Genomic DNA, 21,747 nt, shown 5'->3' with positions numbered 1-21,747 from the left:
CGGGAAGAGGCCATGCAGGCCCCCGAACGATTGTCCGTGTCAGGCGTTGCGATCGCTCACTGTGGGCCGAACGTCAGATCGTGGTTCAGCATTGCCGCGGCCTGGTAACCCGCAGCAGCCGCGATCATGGCCGACTGCATCTGCGTCGTCAGGTCCCCCGCGGCAAAGATCCCCCGACAGGATGTTTCCTGGCGTGCATCGACTTGAACGAAACCATTTTGGTCGAGCGCCAGGGTCATCGCCTCGACGAGCGCCGTCTGGCGCTGCGGGGGCCGAACGAAGAGGACCTCGCGGGCAATGCGCGTCCCATCGACCAACTCGACGGCCTCCAGGCGATCGCCGTGAACGTCATCCCCAGGCCTGGCAACAAGGCGGCGAATGGGGCGCTCTTCGAGGCGGACGCCCGTCGCTTCGAGGCGATCGCGAATTGCCGAAGGCACCTCGAACCGAGCATCCGTAAAGACGGTGACATCCGGTGTCCAACCCAACAAGAAGGCGCCGAACTCCAGCTTCTCCGGCCCTGGCGCGAGGAAGCCGAACGCCTTGTCTTGCTCCTCCCAGGCGTGACAATACGGGCACTGGAAGAGCGAGCTTCCCCAAAGCTCGCGGTAGCCGGGTAGCTCCGGCAAGACATCGACCATCCCCAGCGCGAGGAGGATCCGGCGGGATCGAACGCTCGTTCCCTCTTGGAGTTGCAGGTGGAAGGCATCCACTTCGCCCGTGATGCGCTCGACCAACTGGCTGGCACGTGCGACCGAAGGGTAAGCCGCGAGTTGCTCATGCGCGAGGCGCCGGAACTCGGCCGGGGGCGTCCCATCGCGTGTGACGAAGCCATGGACCTCGTGCGCGCGGGCATTCCGCGGGGTGCCGGCATCCAAGAGCAGCACCCGCTTACGCGCGCGCCCAAGAATCAAGGCAGCAGAGAGTCCGGCAGGCCCCCCGCCGACGATCGTCACGTCGTAAAGGGCTGTCCAATCAGGGTTCGGAGTCAGGGACATGGAACCTCCCATGGTGTGCGCTTGGATAGCGCCGGTTGAAGTCTTCCGATAGCACGGCAAGTGTCACCCCGCGCAACTGTGTAAGAATGATGGCCTTTGCTTCTGCGAACGTTTGGTCCAAGGACGCGTTCACCGCTTGCTCGACGAGGCATTGGGACTCCTCGCTTCGGTGGCCGAGTGCGAAGATCTCCGGTTCGCCGAGGGCCTCGTACACGTCGTAAAGCGTGATGGCATCGAGGGCACGCGCGATGACCCAGCCACCGCCATGGCCCTTTTCGGCCGACACGAGGCCGCGCTCCCGCAGTCCTGCCAGCGTCCGGCGGACCAGCACAGGATTCGTATGCAGCATGCGTGCGAGCTCTTCAGACGTGAGCTGCCGCCCGGCCTGCGCCATGTGAAGCAGGATGTGGAGCATGGATGAGAGTCGGCTATCGCGTTTCATGTAACTATTCATGTTACTTGAATGAGTAAAAGTCAAGCCTCACGTCCGAGCTTTTCTCGGATCGTCCGTCGACTACAGCTCAAGCAACGAGCGGCTCTCGGATGAGAGCCGCTCGTTGCTTGAGGCGTTGCGGTGGTTACACGTTGCAGCGGAAGTGCCTGACACCGCAGCCGAGTGATGGTCCTTAGACGGCTGCCTGGACGCTCTTCATGTGGGCGACGAGCTGGTCGAGGGCGATGCCCCAGCCCACATGGAAGCCCATCTCGGCGTGTTGCTTGGCGGCTTCCTCGTCGCGGTGCATGGCGATCGCCGTGTACTTGGTCCCGCTGCCTTGGCGCTCGAGCTTGATGACCGCCGTGAAGAACGGCTTTTCGGCGGGTCGGAAGTCGGGCTGCAGGGCATCGGTGAAAACGAGCAGCTCGTTCTCGACGATGTGAAGGAAGCAGCCGTTGCTCGCGGGCATGTCATGACCCTCGGGCGACCGCATGACGGTGCGGAAGATACCGCCCGGCCGCAAATCGATCTCACATTCGACGGTCGTCCACGGGAGGGGGCAGAACCACTTCATGAGGTGCTCGGGCGTCGTCCAGGCCTTCCAGACGAGCTCAGGCGGCACGTCCACGACGCGTTCGAGGACGAGATCGAGACGGGGATCGAGCTGGGCGGGGATCGTGTGGGTCATGACTCCTTCTCCTTCAGTTGCTCCAGGAAGGCGTCCAGTTGGTCCAGACGGCGATCCCAGATCGAGCGCTGTGCCACCAACCAATCCTCCGCCACTTTGAGCCCTTGCGGGGCGATTCGGTAGGTCCGGCTCCGGCCAGCTTTGCTGGATATGACCAAACCACCGTCCTCGAGCACCTTGAGGTGCTGCATGAACGAGGGCAGGGCCATGTCGAACCCTTGGGCGAGTTCGCTCACGGTCGCCGGCCCTCGACTCAGTCGCTCGACGACGGCCAACCGCGTAGGGTCGGCCAGCGCTTGAAAGATGCGAATCAGTGGGACGGATTGGTTAGGCACATGCCTAACTATAGAGATCTCCATTACTTAGGTCAATACCTAAATATTGACGCGGGCCTCCAATGAGGTCACCGACAGCAGCCGAGGGCGACTTTCGGCTCGGAAAGTCGCCAACTGGGGTATAGGAGCCGAGGCCGAGGCGAAACCAAAGATGGTCTGTGCCTTAGAGCCCCTGGCCGCTGGCGTGCCTCGCCTTCGATCAGCCGCAGCACCTTTTCGCATTCCCTGGAAACGGTAGAATCCCCCAAATGCCCGAATACGACGTATTGCTCTACGGCCTGCCCCTCGCTTTCCTTGCCGGATTCGTGGACGCCATCGCAGGCGGTGGGGGTGTGATCACCCTTCCTACCCTGCTGATGATGGGCTTATCGCCCGGGCAGGCCGTCGCCACGAACAAGCTACTGGCCGTCTTCGGGTCGACGAGCAGCGCCCTCGCATTCTGGCGCAAGGGCGCGGTGGACAAGGCCTTGCTCATCCGCATCGCACCGCTGGCGCTGCTCGGCAGCGGCCTCGGCGCCTTTCTCGTCAGTCAGCTTCGTGACACGGGTGGGTTTCGAAACGCGATCGCCGTCCTCATCTTGGCCGTTGGCGCCTTGGTGATCGCGAACCGCTCTCTGGGCCTCGAGAACCGCTTTCCGGGGCTCACGCCGCGTACGCTTGCGATCGGCATGGGGGCTGCCTTCACCATCGGCGTGTACGACGGGTTCATCGGGCCCGGCACGGGCACCTTCCTGATGTTCTGCTTCGTGAGCTTCTTGGGCTTCGACTTCGTGACCGGCAGCGGCAACGCCCGGGTCATCAACTTCGTCACCAACGTCGCAGCCCTCGTCCTCTTCCTGTTCGCCGGCCAGATGATTTTCTGGCTGGGCTTGTCCATGGGCGTTGCCAACGCGCTCGGCGCCCAGTTGGGCGCCCACATGGCGATGCTGCGCGGCAGCAAGTTCGTCAAGGTGATCTATCTCGGCATCGTGCTGGCGGTCGCCGGCCGTCTCCTTTTCGTGCGATGAGGTCGTGACGCGACGCCGAGCGTACGCTGCCGCACCTGCGCAGATTTCGCTCCACGCGACCCGCCCCCACATCGAGCGGGGTCTGGCCTTTAGACCTCGCCGGCGTCGCCAGATCCTGCTATCGCCTGGAGCTTGGCCTGGTACCACTCCTTCACGAATCGGTGATGAGCGATGCCGAACTCCAAGGTAGCCAACTGGTAGGCCATGTGATCCTCCCACCCTGGGGGAACCGTCACCTGCTGCACCTGCGCCTTGAGACGCTCCAGCTCCTCGGCGCCCGCTTCCATCTGCGTCAAAAATCGTGCTAGCAACTCCTCGCGCTCCGCTGCCGCCATATGTCCGAGGAAGAACAGTCTGAGCAGCCGGGGATCCGAGACCCGCTCGGCCATGACGTCCTGGCCGAGCCATTCGACGAAGTGCGAGCGTCCCGCAGGGGTGATCGTGTAGACCTTCTTGTTGCGCCCGTTCCCCATCTGATCCTCGCCCGTGACGAAACCTTGTTTCGAGAGCCTCTGGAGCAGCGGGTGGAGCGTCCCGAACGAGGCACTCAAGAAATGCTGAGTCGAGCGCTCCATCGCCTTCTTGAGGTCGTACATCGACAACGGCCGATACAAGAGGAAGCCGAGGACTGCGAACTCCATCATCGAATCAAGACTCCTTCCGCTCTCCAGGAAAGACATGCTGGATCAAATCGGCGTGTGCGGGCAGGAGCGGCGCCTCGAAGGCGGCCCGCCCCTCGCGCCTGGTCTGGCGAAGGAACGTCATGATCGCCCCAGTCTGTGTCGCCGCCATGAGGCGGGCGTCAACCGGGCCGAGCATTTGCGTGAACTTCAGCGCGGGAACGAAATTGAGGTCGGTGAAGTTATAGTGGGCCGCGCCCTTCACCTCGATCACATGGGCCCCCGCCTTGCCGCCGCGGTAAAGCCCGAGCAAAGTTCCCTTGAGCGCAAGGTCCTGCTTGTCCATCAGGATGTGAGTGGACACCAGGTTCAAAGCCGGCACCGCGATCGGCGCAAGCTGAGTCGGGTCATCTTGGAACCAGGGCCCGTCGAGGTTGACGATACCCCGCAGCCCTTTTGGCGGCTGGGTGGCCAGGTGCATGGCGACCGCCCCACCCAGGGAGTGCCCCATGACCGTGAGATTGTCAGGATCGATCAGATCGAGGATCCCTTCGCGCCGGGGCGCCTGGATCGCGGTGATGACGTGCCGGGTGTCCTGAACCCAGCGCCGGAGCTGGGGCTTCAGCGCTGCATACTGAGGGTCCTGCCCCAGCTCCACCGATGCCTGAGCGAAGGCCTCGGGGGTCTGCGCCCGTCGCTGCCTCTCAAGTACCGGAGCGAGCTTGGCGGCATAAGCCCCCATCGCCTTCTGGATTTTTTGAATCTCGCGATAGGTCTCGCGCTCCGTGTCGAAGGAAACGAGCTTGCCCTGCGCATCCCGTGCCGTCAGAGATTCTCCGGGATGTCCGAGCGAGATAACGACGTACCCGTGGCTCGCGAGCTCTTGGAAGGTCGAGAAGTTCTGCTTCGTGAAGGAGGCGAAGCCATGATTGAAGAGCACGACCGGGTGGCGGCCAGGCACCGGGGGAGCGTCGAGGTGCGCATAGGAAGGCACTTCCTGGTAGAGGAAGCGCGGCATGCCGTAGACCTTGCTCAGGATATCGTTGAGGGCATCCTCCGTGTAAGGGACCTTCGGATGATCCTTCGTCTCGCTCGCCGGGTACCAGATATCAAGCGTAAGGCCCCGCCCGGGAGACTCGAGGAGGAACTGCTGGGTGATACCGACCGGGAAGGTGCCCGTGGGCTCGGGGATCGGAAGCTCGAGAGTTGGCAGGCAGGCCGTGAGCGTCGTCATCAGACCAGCAGCGAGACCGCCAACACCGAAGAGCCTGTGAAGCCAGGGGCGAGAAACGGGTTTCGACGAGGTCTGCATGGGAAGCTCCTTCTCGACTGAGATATATCGAATCGATATATTAACAACCGAGCGGCCAAATGGGAAGCCCCCTCCGCGAATCGCTTTCGGGCGATTCGCAGAGGGGGCTTCAGGCCTTTCACTATCAGCCAAAGGGCGAGAAGCAGTCCCGATAACCAGGATTATCGATTTGGCGTGACTACGCCAAATCCCTTTCCACGGAAGATATTTGGGCGACCGAGGTGGCAATCTTACCGCCAGCAACGGCCTCGAGTTCCAGATCAGAAAGCTCTTCGGCATGGGGATTGCGGGGAATCACCAAGTAGAGCGAATTATCGCTCTCATCGAAGACCTTGATGTTGAGGCCATCCGGAAGCTTGAAGCCCAGTTCCTTCTCGAGGACGGTCCGGGGAGAAGCCATCAACTCTGCCTTGAAGGTCTCATCTTCCCAGGCGCGGGCAATCATGTGGGACTCGATCTGGCTACGGGTGGCTTGTTGCATGAAGGCTACGATTCCTTTCTGTCCTGCGATGAAGCGGTTAGACCCAGCGCGACGAAACATCCGAGGAACGCCAAAGCGAATGCCTTTTCGACTGTGCCAACTTTTCAAATCATTATAAGACGCTTCAAGGCAATTCTTGCGAGGGTGAATCACACCACGCCTGTGAGAAGGTTCACAGGTGGATGTTCCAGCACATTCGCTCTCTAGCGCACGATGAGCCTGTTAATCATGGGGTTCGCCTAGGATCCAGCAGAGGCCGCGCTCGAGCCAAGGTGAGCAACAGAAAGGCTCGATTCCCAGGATTTCCGGATACTGGCGAGGTGGGGGGCTAAGCGGCGGTGGATGAAGTTCGCCATCGCCCGGTTTTGAACCAGGACGGCAAAGGTCCCCTTGTTCGCCCCGCCATCCTCTAGTTGCAAGCGGATCGCGCGGGCAACCAAGGGAATCGCGCGTCCCAGGGCTTGGAGTTCCTCTCTTACGAATAAGGACGTGTAGCGAATGGTATCCGGGGCGATCCGGTGCGTGATCAACCAGCCCACAACCTGGCCTCGGTACCTGAGCCCAAGGCTATTGAGCGGCTCGAGAAGGTGCTCCTCGCGAAAAGGGGACAGGATTGCGGGATAGCCCGGAGCTACCGCTTCCTGCTCCAAGAGGGCTTGCCGCTCGTCATCTCTCAACGCGTTCCAGGGAAACATTTCAAACGCCTCGGGAAGCGGGAGGTCCTGCAACCAGGGCAAGGAAACGATGCTTTCCCGCGTCCCCGTGCAAACCCACACCCGTTCGAGGGGCTGGGACCAATCGTGATGGCTGAGGATCCGCTCGACGCCGGGAGTGGATGGGGTGCCATCCATGAACGAGGCTTTTGCCTCGAAACAGCCCCGCCGGCGCAGCTCATCTCCCAATAACCCGAACAAGGTCTTGCCAAGCCCTCGGCGTCGATACTGAGGGGTGACATAGAGGGAGAGAACGACCCCGAGGCGCGAGTCTCTGGGGTGGTCAGCCAGCACAAGCCCCACGGCTCTGGTCCCATCCGATACGCCGATCGCAACCAGCGTACCGGACTGTGCGGCATTGCGCAGTTGAGGGCGGTAGATGGGATAACTCAGGTGTTGAAAGCCAACCACTTGCTGCGAATCAAGCAGTTCGAAGGTATAGGCTGGATCCATGGCGGCAGATTGCGCTCCATACAAGGAAAGCGAGCACTTGCAACCGGTATTATGCCATGAGGTCGCACAGTCGAGCGAAAGCTGCTGCCCTTCGGGGTCCCTCTTCCAAGACGCACGTTCATTTGAGAGACCTGTTCGACTGTAGGGGGCGGGATCGCTTTGCATTACACTCCCCATCGACAGGAGGTGGTGTCATGCAAAAGCAAACGCGCAATCAACCTCAGCCGGCGGAAACGAGTGTCAAGGCGACGCCGCTGGTGCCCCAAGCCCCGCTGTATGACGTTGAGCAGATTCGACGAGACGCCAACGAATCCATCGACAAGGGGCCCGTGACCCCGGATTACCCGCTCGACCTGCACCAAGCCTACAAACTGCTCAACCAGGCCCTGGCCAGCGAGATCCTCTGTGTCTTGCGCTATCGTCATCACCAGATTGTCGCCAAGGGTATCGATTTCCCGCAGGTCGCCGACGAGTTCGAAGAGCACGCCGAAGACGAGCAACGCCACATGATGATGATTGCCACGCGGATCGACCAGTTGGGCGGCGATCCAGACCTCAACCCCGCCACCATCGCCGAGCGCACCGCCACCAAGTACGGAAAATCCTGTTCGCTGGCCGATATGATCAAAGAGGACCTCGTGGAAGAGCGGGTGGTGATCGAAATTTACCGCCGCATCATCGAGTGGTTTGGAACCGGTGATCCGACCACCCGCCGGCTGTTCGAGTCGATCCTCAAGGACGAAGAGGACCATGCAAACGACCTGGCCAACTTGCTCTCGTCCATGAGTGTAAAATGTGCTCCGCAGAGCTAGCCCGACCCAATGTGTCCACCTGAAGTCAGGTGATGACGCACAGCCGCTCTGCTGAAAGATTGTAAATCAGGTCGTCAACGAGGAGCCCCGCCGGTACAGCGGGGCTCTAAGCGTGGTCATAGCAGACCTTAGGCGATGAATCTGATGTGCGACCTCCTTCTCGCGAAGGTTTGCGAAGGAAATGTCATTAAGGTATCATCTGCCGAGCAATCGTTCCTCAATCACACACGCGTTATGGAGGCCCCCTTTGGCCACTCGCCACCTCGTGCTCGCCACCGCTCTCGTCGTTCTCGTGGTGACTGGGTGTATCGCCCAGGCCCCGAGCGCCTCGACCTCCACCCCTACGGATGGCAAGACGCCCTCTGCGCCAGCCACGCCCGGCATCCCTGGCAACTCTGCTGGGCCCTACGTGGTCTCCACCTTCGTGAGCGGAAAAGGGAATGCGAGTGAAATCGGCTGGGTGATGGGCCTGGTGCGTGACGCCTCGGGCAACCTCTACGTCGCCGATCGCAACCTCAACCTCATCCGTAAAATCACGCCGGCAGGGACCGTGACGACGCTAGCCGGCTGGACAGGCGCGGGCGACTCCCGTGGCTACCTCGATGGCACCGGAACCGCTGCCAAGTTCCACTTTCCGGAGGGGATCGCCCTGGGGGCGGACGGCAACCTCTACGTGGCCGACACGTACAACCATCGTATCCGAAAGGTTAGCCCCGAGGGCGTCGTGACGACCTTCGCGGGCTCGACGGAGGCAACCGCCGAAGGGGCGGCGATCGGCTCGATAACCGAGGCGAAATTCAAGATCCCGACCACGCTGGCCTTCGGTCCGGACGGCCATCTCTACGTTTCGGACTGGTACGGGCGCATCTACAAGATTGCCGACGGCACGGTCTCCTATGCGACGCCCGACTGGTTCTTCAGCCCGCAGGGCCTTGCCTTCACAGCGGACGGGCGCATGGTGGTGGCGGACAACGTCTACGATAACCTGACGCTCGTCAACCTCTCGGACCAGACCAAGACGGTGCTTGCGGGGGGCACGCGCGGCTACGCCGACGGCAACGGCGAGCAAGCGCGCTTCAGCGGGCCCTCGAGTGTCGCGTTGGATGCCGAAGGCAACGTCTACGTGGTCGATGGCTCCAACCACATGATTCGCCGGGTGACACCCGCCGGGTCGGTGACCACGATTGCCGGCAGTACGCCCCCTGGAACGACCGGATTCGTGAACGGGGATGGCGCGTCGGCCCTCTTCAACTGGCCTCGGGCCATTGTCACGGATGGCTCGGGCGGTTTTTTCGTCACCGATACCCGCAACTCCGCTATCCGACGGCTCGCACGCACACCCTAACGTGGAAGGTCGTCCCCATCCTGACGACGCACTTTCACGTCGTTCGACACTTTAAGTGACCGCTTTCCCGCCTGTACGGGACACGAGCGACGCTGTTGAACCAATCGTGTTTCGGGGCTGGGGATCCGGGCATGCATGACCGGTGCGTCACGTTCGAGGAGCCATCCCCTTGCCAAAATTCCAGGCCTTGATTCCGGTCGTCCTTCTCGCCAGCTTCGTCGCGATCCCGACGTCGCACGCGTCGGCCGCTCCTGCCAAGCAACCGCCCGCTGGTGCCCAGTACAACGACCCCATTGCCTCACCCGCCATCAAGCGCCTGGATTTCGCATACGGCATCGATTTCTCCGAGACGGCCGCGGCGTTCGAGGGCAAGATGCGTCGGGCGGAATTCCGCAGGATCCAGTCGGATGCCTTCACGGCCGGTCGCATTTACGAAGCAACATCCGGAGACGACCCCAGCTATTTGCTAGCCTACTTCTCGCCCAAGTCCCAGCAGCTCTGGTACGTGATCCAGCGAACCGTTCCCAAGCAGCGCGACACGAACGGCAGCGGGACGAAGGCGATCTACGAGCGTCAGATCCGTGCGCTCGAGTCGACGTTCGGCCCGCCCCGTCGCAAGGATGCCACGCTGACCCACTGGGTGCTGAAGGAGGGCATCGTTCACCTCAAGCTGTCGAACGGTGGAACCGAATTGCACTTCGCGGCCGATGACGCGGTCCTGGCCGCCGCTCCCGAACTCGGCATCACGGCGCCGACTCAGGCGGCAACACCCAAGCAGGGATACTACGACGATGAGGATGACGAGGAGGCAGGCGGGTACACCGGCCCGACCACGCTCTTCGACCTGCTGACCTATGGCGCGGGGCTAGCAGACGCCAGCGGTGACGAACTGACGCGCAGACACCTCAAGAGCAAGGCCTGGGCCGAGGCATCGAGGTTGATGAGCCCCGCCGGTAAGGCGATCGAGGATGCCGTGATGCGCTACCGCGCGGCCAACTTGCCGCCTGTGGAGAATGGCAGGGATCTATTCGAAGGGGTGAAGTTCGGGCACTCGATCGACGACGTCAAGCGAAAGCTCGCTGGTTTCCGGGTGGCCGATCAAGACGAGCAACGAGGCTTTGTACTCTATCGCGGTGCCTTGCAAGATCGCGAGCTCGCGGTCATGGGAGCGTTTACCCCCAAGGGTCGGCACCTGTACGAGCTGATGATCGTCGACCTCACCCAGGCCCAGGATCAGGAGGCGCGCATGGCACGGTTCAAGAGCGGCGCCGAGCGGCTGGTAAAGGAGCATGGGGCACCGTCGTACCAGAATGAGCGCCGCATGTCCGCGTCCTGGCAAATCCCCGGCGGCACGCTCACCTGCTCCGACCAGGGACTGCTGGTGGTGCGGGCGGTCTCCGACGACTACCTCGACACCATGCGGCTCCAGTCCGGCAAGGAGGCGCACCAGTTGTTCGGCGACGCGCAGTCGTACCTCAGAGAAGCGCTGCTCCGCTTGAAGGACTGAACACACTACAAGCGCGCCGCATTCCCCCAGCAGCATACAGCTTCCAACGGGGTGCCTGTCGCGGGTGAGCTATCGCCCGAAATTCGGTAATTCAGAAACACGCCCTAGACCGCCCCTGGCTCTGGCCGGGGGCGTCTTCGTGCAGATGCGTCAAAGAGAAAAGTGGGTCATCTGCAACAAGCAGGAAGTGATTCGATCCCAGGCGCTAGACGCTGAAGCAGAAGTGCATCACGTTGCACTTCTGCGGTGTTTACTCGTTCGAGTGGAGGCTGCCTCTGGCGAGCAGCGTCATTACCGACGTTCAGATACCGCACCACCGCAGGTTTTCTTGCCATTGGCGTTCTGTGGGGCTGCGTCGATAAAATGCACCGGCAAAAGCAGACAGAAGCATCAACAAATAGCTTTTGAACCGCCATTGTGCGCGACATTGCCCAGTGCTACTTTTCAACCAGGTCATATCGTCTCGAGTGGGAGGGCTGCCATGGCGATCACGCCTCAAGGAACTTACATTCCGAAGTCGACCGAGCATCTCGAGCAAGGCAAGTACGGTCCGATCTTCCCGAAGACGGCCGCCAACTACGGCTTTACTGTCATTGCGAACGTCAAGCCTGGACGCGCGGAGGCGATACGCGAGTACGGCCGCCGGCTCGAAGAGGCCCTCAAGGGCGATCCGCACGTGCTAGCCCCACTCAAGCTGCACTACCTGCGCTGGGTGTTGTTCGACAACGACACACGCTTCATGTACCAGGGCATCTTCGACACCGACTTCGACAAATACACTGAGGACGCGGTGATGCTCTTCAAGAAGACGGGCATCGACACGGCCTTCGAGAATCTCGAAGGCTTCCCTGAGGACTGGAAGACCAACACCGAAGCGTTCATCCGCTTCATCCGCGATCACCAGTGCAACAGCTTCCTCGAGTACGGCGAGTATCCCTTCGTCTCGAGCGACGAGATCAAGAAGGCCCTGGCCATCAAGGCCGCGTTCTCCCAGATGCTCGAGCAGATGCAATAGGCAGGTATCCCATGACCAAGGTGACGACCGCACGCACGTACAATCAGAACCACAAAGCCCGGCCCGAGACACCGGGGCGGCGACGGGTGAGCATCTATATGGCCTGGAGCTACCCGGGCGAGGCCAACGCCGACCCCCGCAAGATGGACAACCGCTTCTCGACGATGACCGAGGTACGGCGGGTGCTCTGGCCCGCCTACGAGAGCCCCCAGTGGGCCGATCCGATGTTGTTCAACCAGGGCATTGCCGGCTCGCTCGAGCTGTTCTTCTGGGCCTGGGTGCAATTCCAATCGGTGGTCGAGGAGGTCACCGGGCACGTGGTGCCCGTGTTCCAGCGCGTCGACCAGGCCGGGTTCCAGCTGCCCCTCGACGAGCGCGTGCTCGCCGATGCGGACACGCTCCTGGTCTTTGGCCTGGACCACATGGTGACCAACCAGACGGCCGCCCCCGAGGAGATCGAGGCGGTGCGCGCCTTCCTCGAGCGGGAAGGCACATGCTTGCTCATCGGCCCGCACCACGACGTGGGGCACTCGGACGACCTGAAAGAGCGCGCCATGGAGTACGCCCACCACGGCGACGCCCTGGTGCCTCGTCAGCAGCGCTTCGGCGCATACACCCGCTCCTTGATGAAGGGGCTCGGCATCCCGGTGGAGAACCGATGGGGCCTGCGGCCGGCGGTGGTGGCGGGCACCAACCAGATTGCGCCCCTCACCGTGAACGCCGATCTGGACGCCAAGGGTTGGCTACGCGGCGTGCGCAACTTCAACTTCCACCAGCACCTGCCGCACTATGCGGTGACCACCGACGACCCCAAGGCCGTCCAGGTGCTGGCCACCCAGCCGATCGACATGAGCCACCCCCACCCCTTCACCAATGCGGGCAACCGCGAGTTCAACGCGCTGGCGTGGATGCCCCCCAGCGGCCGGCGAGCCGGCGACGTGCTGGTGGCCGACTCCACCATCTTCAGCACCCTCTTCGGCAAGGACGACAGCCTGATCCAGTTCTGGAAGAACCTGGCCGGTGCCAGGCAACTGGCAGGATCGCGCTGATGCTCGAACTGAGTGAGATACAGAGCGGCGTGCTGCGCCCACGCCCGACGCCCTATGCGGCGACCTACATCCTGTTGCGGGTGGACGATGCCGGGGCTGGGCGCGCGGCGCTTGGTCGGCTTGCCGATGTGGTGGCGTCGGCCGCCCATACGACCAGCCCGGCTGGCGAAGCCTGGATGAGCGTCTCGTTGACCTACCAAGGCCTCAAGGCGCTCGGCGTGCCGCAAAGCTCGCTCGATTCCTTCGCCTGGGAGTTCCGGCAGGGCATGGCCGCACGGGCCCAGGTGCTGGGCGACGTCGGCGAGAGCAGCCCCGAGCACTGGGAGTACCCGCTCGGCACGTCCGACGTCCACGTCGTGCTCACGTGCCTCGCGCCCGACTCCCAGCAGCTCGAGGCCGTGCTCGCCCGCGCGCGCAAGGCTTACCAGGAGGCCCAAGGCGTGACTGCCGTCTGGCGGCAGGACTGCCATGCCCTCCCTACCGAGAAAGAGCCCTTCGGCTACCATGACGGCATTAGCCAGCCTGCGATCGAAGGTAGCGGCGTCCCCGGCAGCAACCCATATGAGCAGCCACTCAAGGCGGGCGAGTTCGTGCTGGGCTACCCCGACGAGACGGGCGGGCTGCCCTCGATGCCCCAGCCCGAGGTCCTCGGTCGCAACGGCACCTACGTGGCCTTCCGTAAGCTGCACCAGCGGGTGGCCGCATTCCGCCGCTATCTCAAAGAGCAAGCCAAGAGCCCCGAGGACGAGGAACGCCTGGCTGCCAAGATGATGGGGCGCTGGCGCAGCGGCACCCCCCTAGCGCTGAGACCGGACCAGGACGATCCCTCGCTGGGCGACGACTGCGCGTGCCGTAACGCCTTCACCTACGCCGACGATCCGACGGGCTACAAGACGCCCCCCGGCGCGCACATCCGGCGCGCCAACCCGCGCGATGCGTCCGTGGCTGGCGTGGTACGGCTCCACCGCATGATCCGTCGAGGCACCGTCTACGGCCCCGAGCTGCCCGAGGGTGAGCTGGAAGACGACGGCTTGGACCGCGGGCTGATGTTCGCCTTCATCGGCGCCCATCTGGATCGGCAGTTCGAGTTCGTGCAGTCGGAATGGCTCAACGGTGGCGAATTCCTCGGTCTGAGCGACGGCCTGAAAGACCCCATCGCGGGCGACAACCATGACGGCGGCACCCACACGATCCCCACCCGGCCGATTGCCAGGCGCCTGAAAGGGATTCCCCGCTTCGTCGTCACGCGCGGCGGCGAGTACGGCTTCATGCCGAGCCTGAGCGCCCTTCGCTGGATCGCTGCATTGGAGACCTGAGGCCGCGCGCTCGTGAAGGATTAGTGGCTACGGCAATCCGCGGGTAAGGTCGTTGGCGCCGGGGCCAGAGATTCGCTGCCCGCCCCGCTCGGTGTCGGGGGGCGTCTCCGAGGGGGTGAGGTCAGCCTCAGCCACTGGCTTCTTGAGGGTCTCCACAGGGGCAACGAAGGTCTCCGCGCCGCTGATCGTGCCGCCCTGGCCGCGACTGGTCTGGTCATCCGGGTCCGATCGATGGTCAGGCATGCGCATCGCACTCTCCTTTCCCGCGCGTCAGGGGTCTTTCCCAGGATCGTAGTTCCGTTTTTCGTTCAAAGCAACGCAGGAGATTGCGTTGCCAAGGGAAGCTCCACCGCCTTCGCTCGATTGATTGAGCTGCCTTCCTGGTCTTAAACGACGATCATCCGCTTGCAAGTGGCCCCAGTTACCTTGACAGGGCCTCCGTGGCGATTTTATCCAAAACGCCGAAAATGAATCCGCCACGGAATGCTAAGGTCGGGCCGAATCCCGGAGATTGTGAGGTGTCGTGATGAAAGCAAGGACTTTCCTGCTCGCCGGACTCGTACTCTTTGGGATGCCGAGTCCGGCCAATAGCTCCGCAAACTCGCCCACTGGAACAGAGCTGAGCATCTTTGTTCCTTCAGCGTTGCAATGGGGCAAAGGACCTCAAGGGCTGCCGGCAGGCGCCAAGTCGGTGGTGCTGGAAGGCGATCCAAGCAAGCCGGGTCAGTTCACGCTGCGCCTCAAGCTTCCAGCAGGTTATCGAATCCCGCCCCATTGGCATCCGAATGTGGAGCATATCACCGTACTTGAGGGAGGGTTCCAACTGGGGCATGGTGAGCGTTTCGACCCGAAGGCACTTCGCGAGATGCCGCCCGGTTCCTTTGCCTATATCCCGAAAGGGCACCGTCACTTTGCGGTGAGCACGGGTGAGTCGATTATCCAGCTTCACGGCATTGGGCCATGGGAGATCCACTACGTGAATCCTGCTGACGATCCGCGAGGTCGCTAGGGCCCCGACCTAGGCCACAAGAGAAGACAACAAGAGGACTTGGCCGACTGGCCAAGTCCTCGATGTGGAACGCTGAAAACACTCCATAAATGTTGAATCTAAAATGCCTGATACCGCACTTTATGTCGGTGCAATGGTTCGAGTGGTCACTTGTGAACCATCAGCGCTCTTGGCTAATCAGGCTCGCGCCATGGTGATCACGACGCTGCCGCGTTTGCGCCCAGTTTCAGCGTAGGCGTGCGCGTCGACGATTTGATCCAGTGGATAGGAACGGTCAATCAATGGCCGGTACTGACCCGATTCCACCAGCTCCTTGAGGTAACGGAGGTTCTCCACGCGCTCCGAGGCCGCCCCCGCGAAGACTTTCTGCTTGCTCGACTTCGCATCCCAGTTGGATTTGAGCATCTGCGGCAAGCTCGCACCGCAGAGCAGGAGGCGTCCTTCTTCCTTCAGCGCCACGTGGCAGGCGGAGTACTCGGTGCTCCCGACGGTGTCGAAGATGAGGTCGTACTGCTTGCCGTCGTCCAGGAAACTTGTCTTCGTGTAGTCGATGACGCGATCGGCTCCGAGTTTGATAACCCGCTCCACGTTGGGCGTGCTCGTCACTGCGGTGACCACGGCGTCGAAGTGCTTGGCGAGTTGTACTGCGGCGCTGCCCACGGCACCGGACGCCCCGATGATGAGGACCTCGTCGCCTGCCGCTATCTTCCCGAGGTCGCGCAGATAGTAGAGCGCCGTGTTGCCGCCGAACGAGATCGCCGCCGCTTCTTCGAAGCCAACACCGGCCGGCATGGGGACGAGCGGCCCGTCTTCGGGCATGGTCCGGTACTCAGCGTGGCAACCCATCCCGAAGCCTGAGAACGCGAACACGGCGTCGCCGACCTTGAACTTGGTGACGGCCTTGCCGACCGCCTCGATCTCCCCGGCGAGCTCGGTGCCGAGGATCGCCTTGCGCGGGCCAAACATCCCGAACACCGGGCGGGCGAAAAGACCGAACCCGGCCGGCATTTTGAGGCTGCGAGCTCTCCAGTCGCCAGACGACACGGTGCTGGCCTTGACCCTGATCAAGACCTCATCGTCCTTCGGCTCGGGCTTGGCCACCTCCTCGATGCGGACCACTTCCGGAGAACCATATTGACGGTAAACGGCGGCCTTCATGGTGCTGTCCCCTTCCTCGCTCACGCGCTGAGAGCCCTCCATATTGGGATCGGCCCCGCCCTGACGGGCAACCTTACACCGTAAGACTAGGCCTTACGGTGTAAGATGTCAAGAAAGGATTTCCCGCGGAACCAAGAGGAGACCCATGGCCGCAAAGATTGATCCAGGCTCCGAGCCCCGCGTCCCATTGAACAAGGAGCGGGTCATGCGCACTGCCGTGCTGCTTGCCGACGAGAAAGGCGTCGCTTCCCTCTCGATGCGCAAACTCGCGGAGAAGCTCGGGGTGGAGGCGATGTCGCTGTACTACCACGTGGCCAACAAGGAAGAGATCCTCGATGGCATGGTCGACGTCGTGTTCAGCGAGATCGACCTCCCCACCGAGGAGGCAGACTGGCGGACGGCCATGCGCCTGCGGGCCACCTCGGCCCGTGCCGCGCTCTTGCGACACCCCTGGGCCATTGGACTCATGGAGTCGCGACGCAAGCCGGGCCCCGCGACGTTCCATCACCACGACGCGGTCCTGGGGATGCTTCGAAAGGCGGGCTTCTCTCTGGAGATGACCGCGCATGCGTATTCGGCCATCGACACCTACATTTACGGCTTTGCGCTGCAAGAGCTGAGCCTGCCGTTCGACACCACGAAAGTGCCTGTAGAAGAATTGACGGCCTTCTTCGAGCACATGCCCGCCGGCGCCTACCCCCACCTCACCGAGTTTGCCTTGGGGCACGTCATGCAGCCGGGCTACGCCTACGCCAATGAGTTCATGTTCGGGCTCGATCTCATCCTCGACGGTCTCGAACGGAGTCGCAAACAGGCGTAGCCTCGTTCTACGCCTGATTCCCTGGGATGCTCGGAACAGGAGTCGCTTGGTACCGTTCGTGCGCTTCTGTAATGCATCACGGTGGGCTCACCCTCCATCCAGGTGATGCTGGCACCCTTTGGTTCAGCTTGCCGAGAAATATTGCTTGACGGATATATTGCCGTATAGCAATATATCGAGACAGGCGAACTTAATGGAGGTCCGCACCATGCTCGACGTCTTCGACGTCATATCCGAGCCCTCCCGGCGCCACCTGATCCAGGCGATGCGCCAGGGCGAGCGCTCCGTGAGTCAACTCGCCGAGGAGGTCGGGCTGGGCCAGCCGGGCGTGTCCAAGCAGTTACGCATCATGTTCGACGCCGGCTTCGTGAACGTTCGGAATGAGGGCCAGCGACGTTGGTATTCCCTTCGCCCCGAGCCCTTCCGCGAGTTGGGGGACTGGATGAACGAGTACCGCCATATCTGGGATGCCCGGTTCGATAAGCTCGCCGCCCACCTCGCTCAAAAGAAACAGCAAAAGGAGGATCCCGCCCCGTGACCTTGCGCCAGACCCAGTCACTTCACATCGAGCGCTTGTTTGATTGCACGCCCGAAGATCTGTGGGCGGCTTGGACGACGCCGGAGGAGTTCGCTAGCTGGATCTGCCCATTTCCGGGACTGGACGCTGTGGTGCATGAGCTGGATCCCAGGCCGGGCGGGCGGCTGGCCTTCACCTTGGTCTGCCCTGACGGCGTGCGCTTCTACGAGGATGGCGTCTTCGAGGTGGTCAATCGGCCGCATGAGTTGGTGATCTATCAGCCCCACGCGCCTCACGAGAACCGGAACGACTTCTTTGCGGGCTACCCGCTCACCATACGGGTGCAATTCAAAGCGGAAGGTGATCAGACCCGTATGGTCTTCGAGCATTCGGGCTACCCGCTGGATACCCAGATTGACGGGGCGAGGAACGGGTTCCGCGCCGCATTCGACAAGCTCGCCACCGCGTTGGCGTAAGGAGGATGACCATGACGCAGCTGGCGACGAGCACCCAGGAAACAAGCACTGTGACCTCGCGCGACGGGACAGCGATCGCCTACGAGCGAGCCGGGTCGGGCCCCGCGCTGGTCTTGGTGGACGGCGCGATGTGCTCGCGCGAAATGGGCCCGATGGCCGAGCTTTCAGAGCACCTGATAACCGATTTTACGGTTTACCGCTACGACCGGCGCGGGCGCGGTGAGAGCGGCAATACCCACCCCTACGACCCGCTGCGCGAGGTCGAGGACCTTCAGGCATTGATCCAAGCCGCCGGCGGCTCGGCTCATGTGTTTGGCATGTCATCGGGGGGAGTGCTGGCGCTGGAAGCGGCCAACCGCCTGCCCGGCATCACCAAGCTTGCCATTTACGAGGCGCCTTTCATCGTGGATGACACCCGCGCGCCTCTCCCGGAGGGCTTCGTCGAGACCCTGGAAGCGTGCGTGGCCCAGGGAAGACCGGGCGACGCAGCCAAATTGTTCATGAAGTCGGTGGGCATGCCTGCGCCGCTCGTCGCCGTGATGCCGTTCTTTCCCGGCTGGGAAAAGACCAAGAAGGCGGCCGCGACGCTGCCCCATGACTACCGCATCCTCGGCGGCACGCAGGCAGGCAAGCCACTACCTCGCGATCGCTGGACCAAGATTGAGATTCCCACGCTGGTCATCGCCGGCGGCAAGAGCCAGGCATGGATGCACAATGGCGCAAAGGCGCTGTCGGAACTGCTTGGCGCGGAGTACCAGAGCCTTCCGGGCCAGACGCATGCGGTCAAGGCGCAGGTCCTGGCACCTGTGTTGAGGGCATTCTTCCGGTAGTTCTGCGCGATCCTCGGCAAAATCAAACGGTCGGGCCACCGATTCCAAGCTTGGAATCGGTGGCCCGACCGGCATCATGGCTCGGTCTCAAACTTGGTTACGCGTTGAATCCAAAAGGCATGACGACACAGTTCAGAGCTGTTCATTCCTTCGAGTGGCCACTGCCCTCGACAGGTGTTGCCTAGTATTCGCGCTTGATTACGAAATAGGAACCCCGAATGGTGCCGGCCAGCTTGGACTTCTGCCTGGCAAACTTGAATTTCTCGACTAGCTCACTCGGCACTTCCATCCCATCTGAAAGCTTGATGCCAACGGCTCGCTTCTTAGGGTCATCAATCGTGTACAGAACGTTGATTTCGAGACCATCTTCGTAAAAGACGTAGGTCCATTTGATGTTTTCAACCTGAAACCTCGAGGTCTCCAGGGGCTTGGCGGCGATTTCAATATCGCGTTCGTCCTTGAGAATACGGTTGACATAATCCAGAATGTCCTGGCTTTCGCTGGCCGCAGTTACTCTGAATTCATGGTTGTATTTGTTCATGAAATACCGGGCTTCATTGGCACGAAGTCCCGCGAGCGCGGTTGCCACGGGGGAAGACTCCAGCCCCTCCGTCGACACATTCTTAAAATCAACGACCTTGGACATTGCTACCTTTCCTCACGTCTCTGCATTCCCGATGCTACAACGCCTCGCCCCTACCGTTTACCGAAGTCACTGGACAAAAAGGGCGCAGTCAAGGTGTCAGGACGCCGGAACCGGGAACATACTTGTCCTTGAATGCTCGATTGCTCGGGCGAAGTATACCTCACATAGACGTTGAAGCGGAAGTGCATGACGATCCACTTCCAAGTGGTTCAATCATTTGAGTGGCCGCTATTGGAGGCTACTCCTTCGCCCTGATCTGCTGCAGTTTGAGGGCGATCAGTTTCGCAACGAGCTGTTTCGGAAGCGGCGTGTCGATGGGAAACTGCAGGGCGCCACTTGACCATGAATATGACGTCAAGTCTTCCGCCATCTGCAAGAACACCGAGCCGCTGTGCGGCAGGTAACTGAGGTGGTTTTTGAACGCCCCGAAACCCGCAACGACCTTGCCTTCGATCCGAAAGGCTGGTAGCCCGTAAGAGATGCACTCTTCGGCGTCCGGGACAATCTCAAGAATGGTCTTTCGGAGAGCAATCAGGGTGCTGCGTTTGGGTTCGTCTTGCCTTGCGATATAGGCATCGATATCTTGGCTGGCCATTTGGCCAGTATCTGGGACGTCCACCCGTAAGTCAACACAGCCACCGCCCAACCATGCATTACAACTAGACGTTAAAGCGAAGGGGCACTATCCAAACCGGGGATTGGGGCGCTCGGCTCCTTCGAGGCGCTGCCTTCCGCCCCCGGAGAGTGGGGATATTCCACGCACGGGATGCGCCGCTGGATCGCCTCGAATTCCGCTTCCTGTTCGGGCACCACCAGCATGATCGTCTTGCCGACGTTGCCGTTCCGGGCCGTCCGCCCGCTCCGGTGGATGTAAGTGTCGACCACCTTCGGAATCGAATAATGGAAGACGTGGCTGAGACCCTCGATGTCCAGGCCCCGTGCCGCGATGTCCGTGGCCACGAGCAGCGTCACGTCCCCGTTCTTGAAGCGGGCGAGCATCTTGTTGCGGTCCACCTGCGGCATGTTGCCATTGAGCGCACCGACCTTGAAATCGCCCTTCTGCCCGAGCCATTGCGCGAGGTGCTCGGTCTCATGCTTCATCTCGGTGAAGAGGATGGCACGCGCCGGCTTCTCGGCCCGCAGCAGGGATACCAGGCGGGCAAAGCGTTTCTTTTTCGGGACGCGAAGGTACCAATGGCTGAGCTTCGCGGGGACCTCCCCCTCGTCCAGGAGCTCCACCCGGGCGGGCTTCGTCATCTGCTTGCGGACGAGGCTCGCGATCTCCTGAGGGAAGGTCGCCGACAAGACCACGAGCTGCTCGCGTTCGCCCGTCTCATGAAGCAGGAAGTCCATGTCCTTGCGAAAGCCCATGTCGAACATGCGATCCGCCTCGTCGAGCACCACGAAGCGGATGCCGCTCAGGTCCAGGCTGTCGCGTTCGGCAAGGTCCTTGAGCCGGCCCGGCGTCCCAACGACGATGTCCTGACCGCCTTGAATGGCCTTTCGCTGCTGACGCAGGCTCATGCCGCCATAGAGGGCGACGACGCGCAGCCCGCATGCGACTCCCACCTGGGCGATCGCCTCGCTGACCTGAGCGGCCAGCTCACGCGTCGGGACGATCACGAGTGCCTGAGGCCTCGGACCGGTCTTGAGACGCGAGAGCAGGGGCAAGCCATAGGCAAGCGTCTTTCCGGACCCCGTCTTGGCCTGGATGATGACGTCGCGCTTCGCCAAGATGAGCGGAATGGCCTGCTGCTGAACAGGGGTCGGCTCCGAGAAGCCCATGGAAGCGAGGCCCTCGAGAACAAGGGGCTGCAGCGCGAGGGGTTCGAAATGGAAAGACAAACGGGTTCCTTTCGATCGTCAATTGAGTAACAGGGCTTACACCTCGATTGGCCGAGCTCAGCCTCGATGGCCTGAACCAGAGTCGAGGGGTCCGGCATCACGGCTGACGCAAATCGGGCAACCACGTGGCCGCTAGGTACATCTTACGCCATGCGCAAAGGCTACACGCGGCATCGGACCCACGAAACGTTGCAAATTCAAGGCGTAACGTCCTTCGAGTGGCCCTGCCTGATTCGATTGCCCGAAATGAGCGGGTGAACATGGGGTAGGTAGAGAGAGGTGACAGAGCGAGGGTCGACGCGCGAGATCTCGATTGAACGTGCGATCCGCATGGACGAGGCGAGTGACGGACATCGCAC

Annotated in this window: 25 protein-coding genes; 12 read left to right on the top strand and 13 right to left on the bottom strand. The window is 61.9% G+C overall.

Annotation, left to right across the window (positions count from 1 at the left end; genetic code table 11):
• Positions 1-56 precede the first annotated feature (56 nt).
• The 4 genes from J7643_08260 to J7643_08245 form a co-directional block, all read right to left on the bottom strand.
• Positions 57-998, bottom strand: a complete 942-nt coding sequence (locus tag J7643_08260; protein ID MBO9540569.1) for an NAD(P)/FAD-dependent oxidoreductase — start codon at positions 996-998, stop codon at positions 57-59.
• Complete coding sequence (locus J7643_08255) at positions 976-1,440, bottom strand: Rrf2 family transcriptional regulator (protein MBO9540568.1); 465 nt, start codon at positions 1,438-1,440, stop codon at positions 976-978. The genes J7643_08260 and J7643_08255 overlap by 23 nt, the downstream gene beginning before the upstream one ends.
• Before the next feature lie 184 nt (positions 1,441-1,624).
• Positions 1,625-2,122, bottom strand: coding sequence for an SRPBCC family protein (locus tag J7643_08250; protein ID MBO9540567.1), 498 nt, complete (start codon positions 2,120-2,122; stop codon positions 1,625-1,627).
• Complete coding sequence (locus J7643_08245; protein ID MBO9540566.1) at positions 2,119-2,457, bottom strand: helix-turn-helix transcriptional regulator; 339 nt, start codon at positions 2,455-2,457, stop codon at positions 2,119-2,121. The genes J7643_08250 and J7643_08245 overlap by 4 nt, the downstream gene beginning before the upstream one ends.
• Positions 2,458-2,705: 248 nt before the next feature.
• Between J7643_08245 and J7643_08240 the strand changes: the two genes are divergently transcribed.
• Positions 2,706-3,464: a TSUP family transporter gene (locus J7643_08240; protein MBO9540565.1), complete on the top strand. Its 759-nt coding sequence runs from the start codon at positions 2,706-2,708 to the stop codon at positions 3,462-3,464.
• 89 nt (positions 3,465-3,553) lie between these two features.
• Here the strand turns inward: J7643_08240 and J7643_08235 are convergent, their stop codons facing one another.
• The 4 genes from J7643_08235 to J7643_08220 all read right to left on the bottom strand — a co-directional run bounded on the left by J7643_08235 (position 3,554) and on the right by J7643_08220 (position 7,043).
• On the bottom strand, positions 3,554-4,108 hold the full coding sequence (locus J7643_08235; GenBank protein MBO9540564.1) for a PadR family transcriptional regulator: 555 nt from the start codon (positions 4,106-4,108) through the stop codon (positions 3,554-3,556).
• A 4-nt stretch (positions 4,109-4,112) separates the two neighbouring features.
• Complete coding sequence (locus J7643_08230; GenBank protein MBO9540563.1) at positions 4,113-5,396, bottom strand: alpha/beta fold hydrolase; 1,284 nt, start codon at positions 5,394-5,396, stop codon at positions 4,113-4,115.
• A gap of 178 nt (positions 5,397-5,574) precedes the next feature.
• On the bottom strand, positions 5,575-5,877 hold the full coding sequence (locus J7643_08225) for an NHLP leader peptide family RiPP precursor (GenBank protein ID MBO9540562.1): 303 nt from the start codon (positions 5,875-5,877) through the stop codon (positions 5,575-5,577).
• 239 nt (positions 5,878-6,116) lie between these two features.
• Positions 6,117-7,043, bottom strand: a complete 927-nt coding sequence (locus J7643_08220; GenBank protein ID MBO9540561.1) for a GNAT family N-acetyltransferase — start codon at positions 7,041-7,043, stop codon at positions 6,117-6,119.
• Between the two features lie 194 nt (positions 7,044-7,237).
• Here J7643_08220 and J7643_08215 point away from each other — a divergent pair, with 194 nt between their 5' ends.
• The 6 genes from J7643_08215 to J7643_08190 all read left to right on the top strand — a co-directional run bounded on the left by J7643_08215 (position 7,238) and on the right by J7643_08190 (position 14,087).
• Positions 7,238-7,855: a ferritin-like domain-containing protein gene (locus J7643_08215; GenBank protein ID MBO9540560.1), complete on the top strand. Its 618-nt coding sequence runs from the start codon at positions 7,238-7,240 to the stop codon at positions 7,853-7,855.
• A gap of 247 nt (positions 7,856-8,102) precedes the next feature.
• Entirely contained in the window at positions 8,103-9,200 is a 1,098-nt protein-coding gene (locus tag J7643_08210) for an SMP-30/gluconolactonase/LRE family protein (GenBank protein ID MBO9540559.1), read from the top strand.
• A gap of 169 nt (positions 9,201-9,369) precedes the next feature.
• Positions 9,370-10,707 (top strand): hypothetical protein, encoded by a 1,338-nt coding sequence (locus tag J7643_08205; protein ID MBO9540558.1) that lies wholly within the window; start codon positions 9,370-9,372, stop codon positions 10,705-10,707.
• Positions 10,708-11,188: 481 nt separating this feature from the next.
• Positions 11,189-11,722, top strand: a complete 534-nt coding sequence (locus tag J7643_08200) for a hypothetical protein (protein MBO9540557.1) — start codon at positions 11,189-11,191, stop codon at positions 11,720-11,722.
• Between the two features lie 11 nt (positions 11,723-11,733).
• On the top strand, positions 11,734-12,771 hold the full coding sequence (locus tag J7643_08195) for a hypothetical protein (GenBank protein ID MBO9540556.1): 1,038 nt from the start codon (positions 11,734-11,736) through the stop codon (positions 12,769-12,771).
• Positions 12,771-14,087: a Dyp-type peroxidase gene (locus J7643_08190; GenBank protein ID MBO9540555.1), complete on the top strand. Its 1,317-nt coding sequence runs from the start codon at positions 12,771-12,773 to the stop codon at positions 14,085-14,087. Before J7643_08195 ends, J7643_08190 begins: the two co-directional genes overlap by 1 nt.
• A gap of 27 nt (positions 14,088-14,114) precedes the next feature.
• On the opposite strand, the gene J7643_08185 is transcribed toward J7643_08190, so the two are convergent.
• Entirely contained in the window at positions 14,115-14,330 is a 216-nt protein-coding gene (locus J7643_08185; GenBank protein ID MBO9540554.1) for a hypothetical protein, read from the bottom strand.
• Positions 14,331-14,613: 283 nt separating this feature from the next.
• Between J7643_08185 and J7643_08180 the strand changes: the two genes are divergently transcribed.
• Entirely contained in the window at positions 14,614-15,096 is a 483-nt protein-coding gene (locus J7643_08180) for a cupin domain-containing protein (GenBank protein ID MBO9540553.1), read from the top strand.
• 177 nt (positions 15,097-15,273) lie between these two features.
• Here J7643_08180 and J7643_08175 read toward each other — a convergent pair whose 3' ends face one another.
• A complete protein-coding gene (locus J7643_08175) occupies positions 15,274-16,254 on the bottom strand; it encodes an NAD(P)-dependent alcohol dehydrogenase (protein MBO9540552.1) in 981 nt (326 codons plus the stop codon).
• A gap of 145 nt (positions 16,255-16,399) precedes the next feature.
• Between J7643_08175 and J7643_08170 the strand changes: the two genes are divergently transcribed.
• The 4 genes from J7643_08170 (at position 16,400) to J7643_08155 (ending at position 18,897) form a co-directional block, all read left to right on the top strand.
• On the top strand, positions 16,400-17,074 hold the full coding sequence (locus tag J7643_08170; GenBank protein ID MBO9540551.1) for a TetR/AcrR family transcriptional regulator: 675 nt from the start codon (positions 16,400-16,402) through the stop codon (positions 17,072-17,074).
• Between the two features lie 193 nt (positions 17,075-17,267).
• The gene (locus J7643_08165; protein ID MBO9540550.1) at positions 17,268-17,612 is read left to right on the top strand and encodes a winged helix-turn-helix transcriptional regulator; all 345 of its coding nucleotides are present in this window, start codon (positions 17,268-17,270) and stop codon (positions 17,610-17,612) included.
• Positions 17,609-18,067 carry an SRPBCC domain-containing protein gene (locus J7643_08160; GenBank protein MBO9540549.1) on the top strand — a complete coding sequence of 153 codons (459 nt, stop codon included), beginning with the start codon at positions 17,609-17,611 and terminating at the stop codon, positions 18,065-18,067. Before J7643_08165 ends, J7643_08160 begins: the two co-directional genes overlap by 4 nt.
• Positions 18,068-18,078: 11 nt before the next feature.
• On the top strand, positions 18,079-18,897 hold the full coding sequence (locus tag J7643_08155) for an alpha/beta hydrolase (protein MBO9540548.1): 819 nt from the start codon (positions 18,079-18,081) through the stop codon (positions 18,895-18,897).
• A gap of 181 nt (positions 18,898-19,078) precedes the next feature.
• Here the strand turns inward: J7643_08155 and J7643_08150 are convergent, their stop codons facing one another.
• From J7643_08150 to J7643_08140, 3 genes are all read right to left on the bottom strand, one after another.
• The gene (locus J7643_08150; GenBank protein ID MBO9540547.1) at positions 19,079-19,543 is read right to left on the bottom strand and encodes a phage tail protein; all 465 of its coding nucleotides are present in this window, start codon (positions 19,541-19,543) and stop codon (positions 19,079-19,081) included.
• A 238-nt stretch (positions 19,544-19,781) separates the two neighbouring features.
• A complete protein-coding gene (locus J7643_08145) occupies positions 19,782-20,138 on the bottom strand; it encodes a DUF1801 domain-containing protein (protein MBO9540546.1) in 357 nt (118 codons plus the stop codon).
• Between the two features lie 71 nt (positions 20,139-20,209).
• Positions 20,210-21,388, bottom strand: a complete 1,179-nt coding sequence (locus tag J7643_08140; GenBank protein MBO9540545.1) for a DEAD/DEAH box helicase — start codon at positions 21,386-21,388, stop codon at positions 20,210-20,212.
• Positions 21,389-21,747: the final 359 nt, after the last annotated feature.

It is taken from the genome of bacterium, assembly GCA_017744355.1.
Taxonomy (GTDB): Bacteria; Cyanobacteriota; Sericytochromatia; order S15B-MN24; family UBA4093; genus JAGIBK01.
This window is presented reverse-complemented; position numbering and strand designations above follow the sequence as displayed.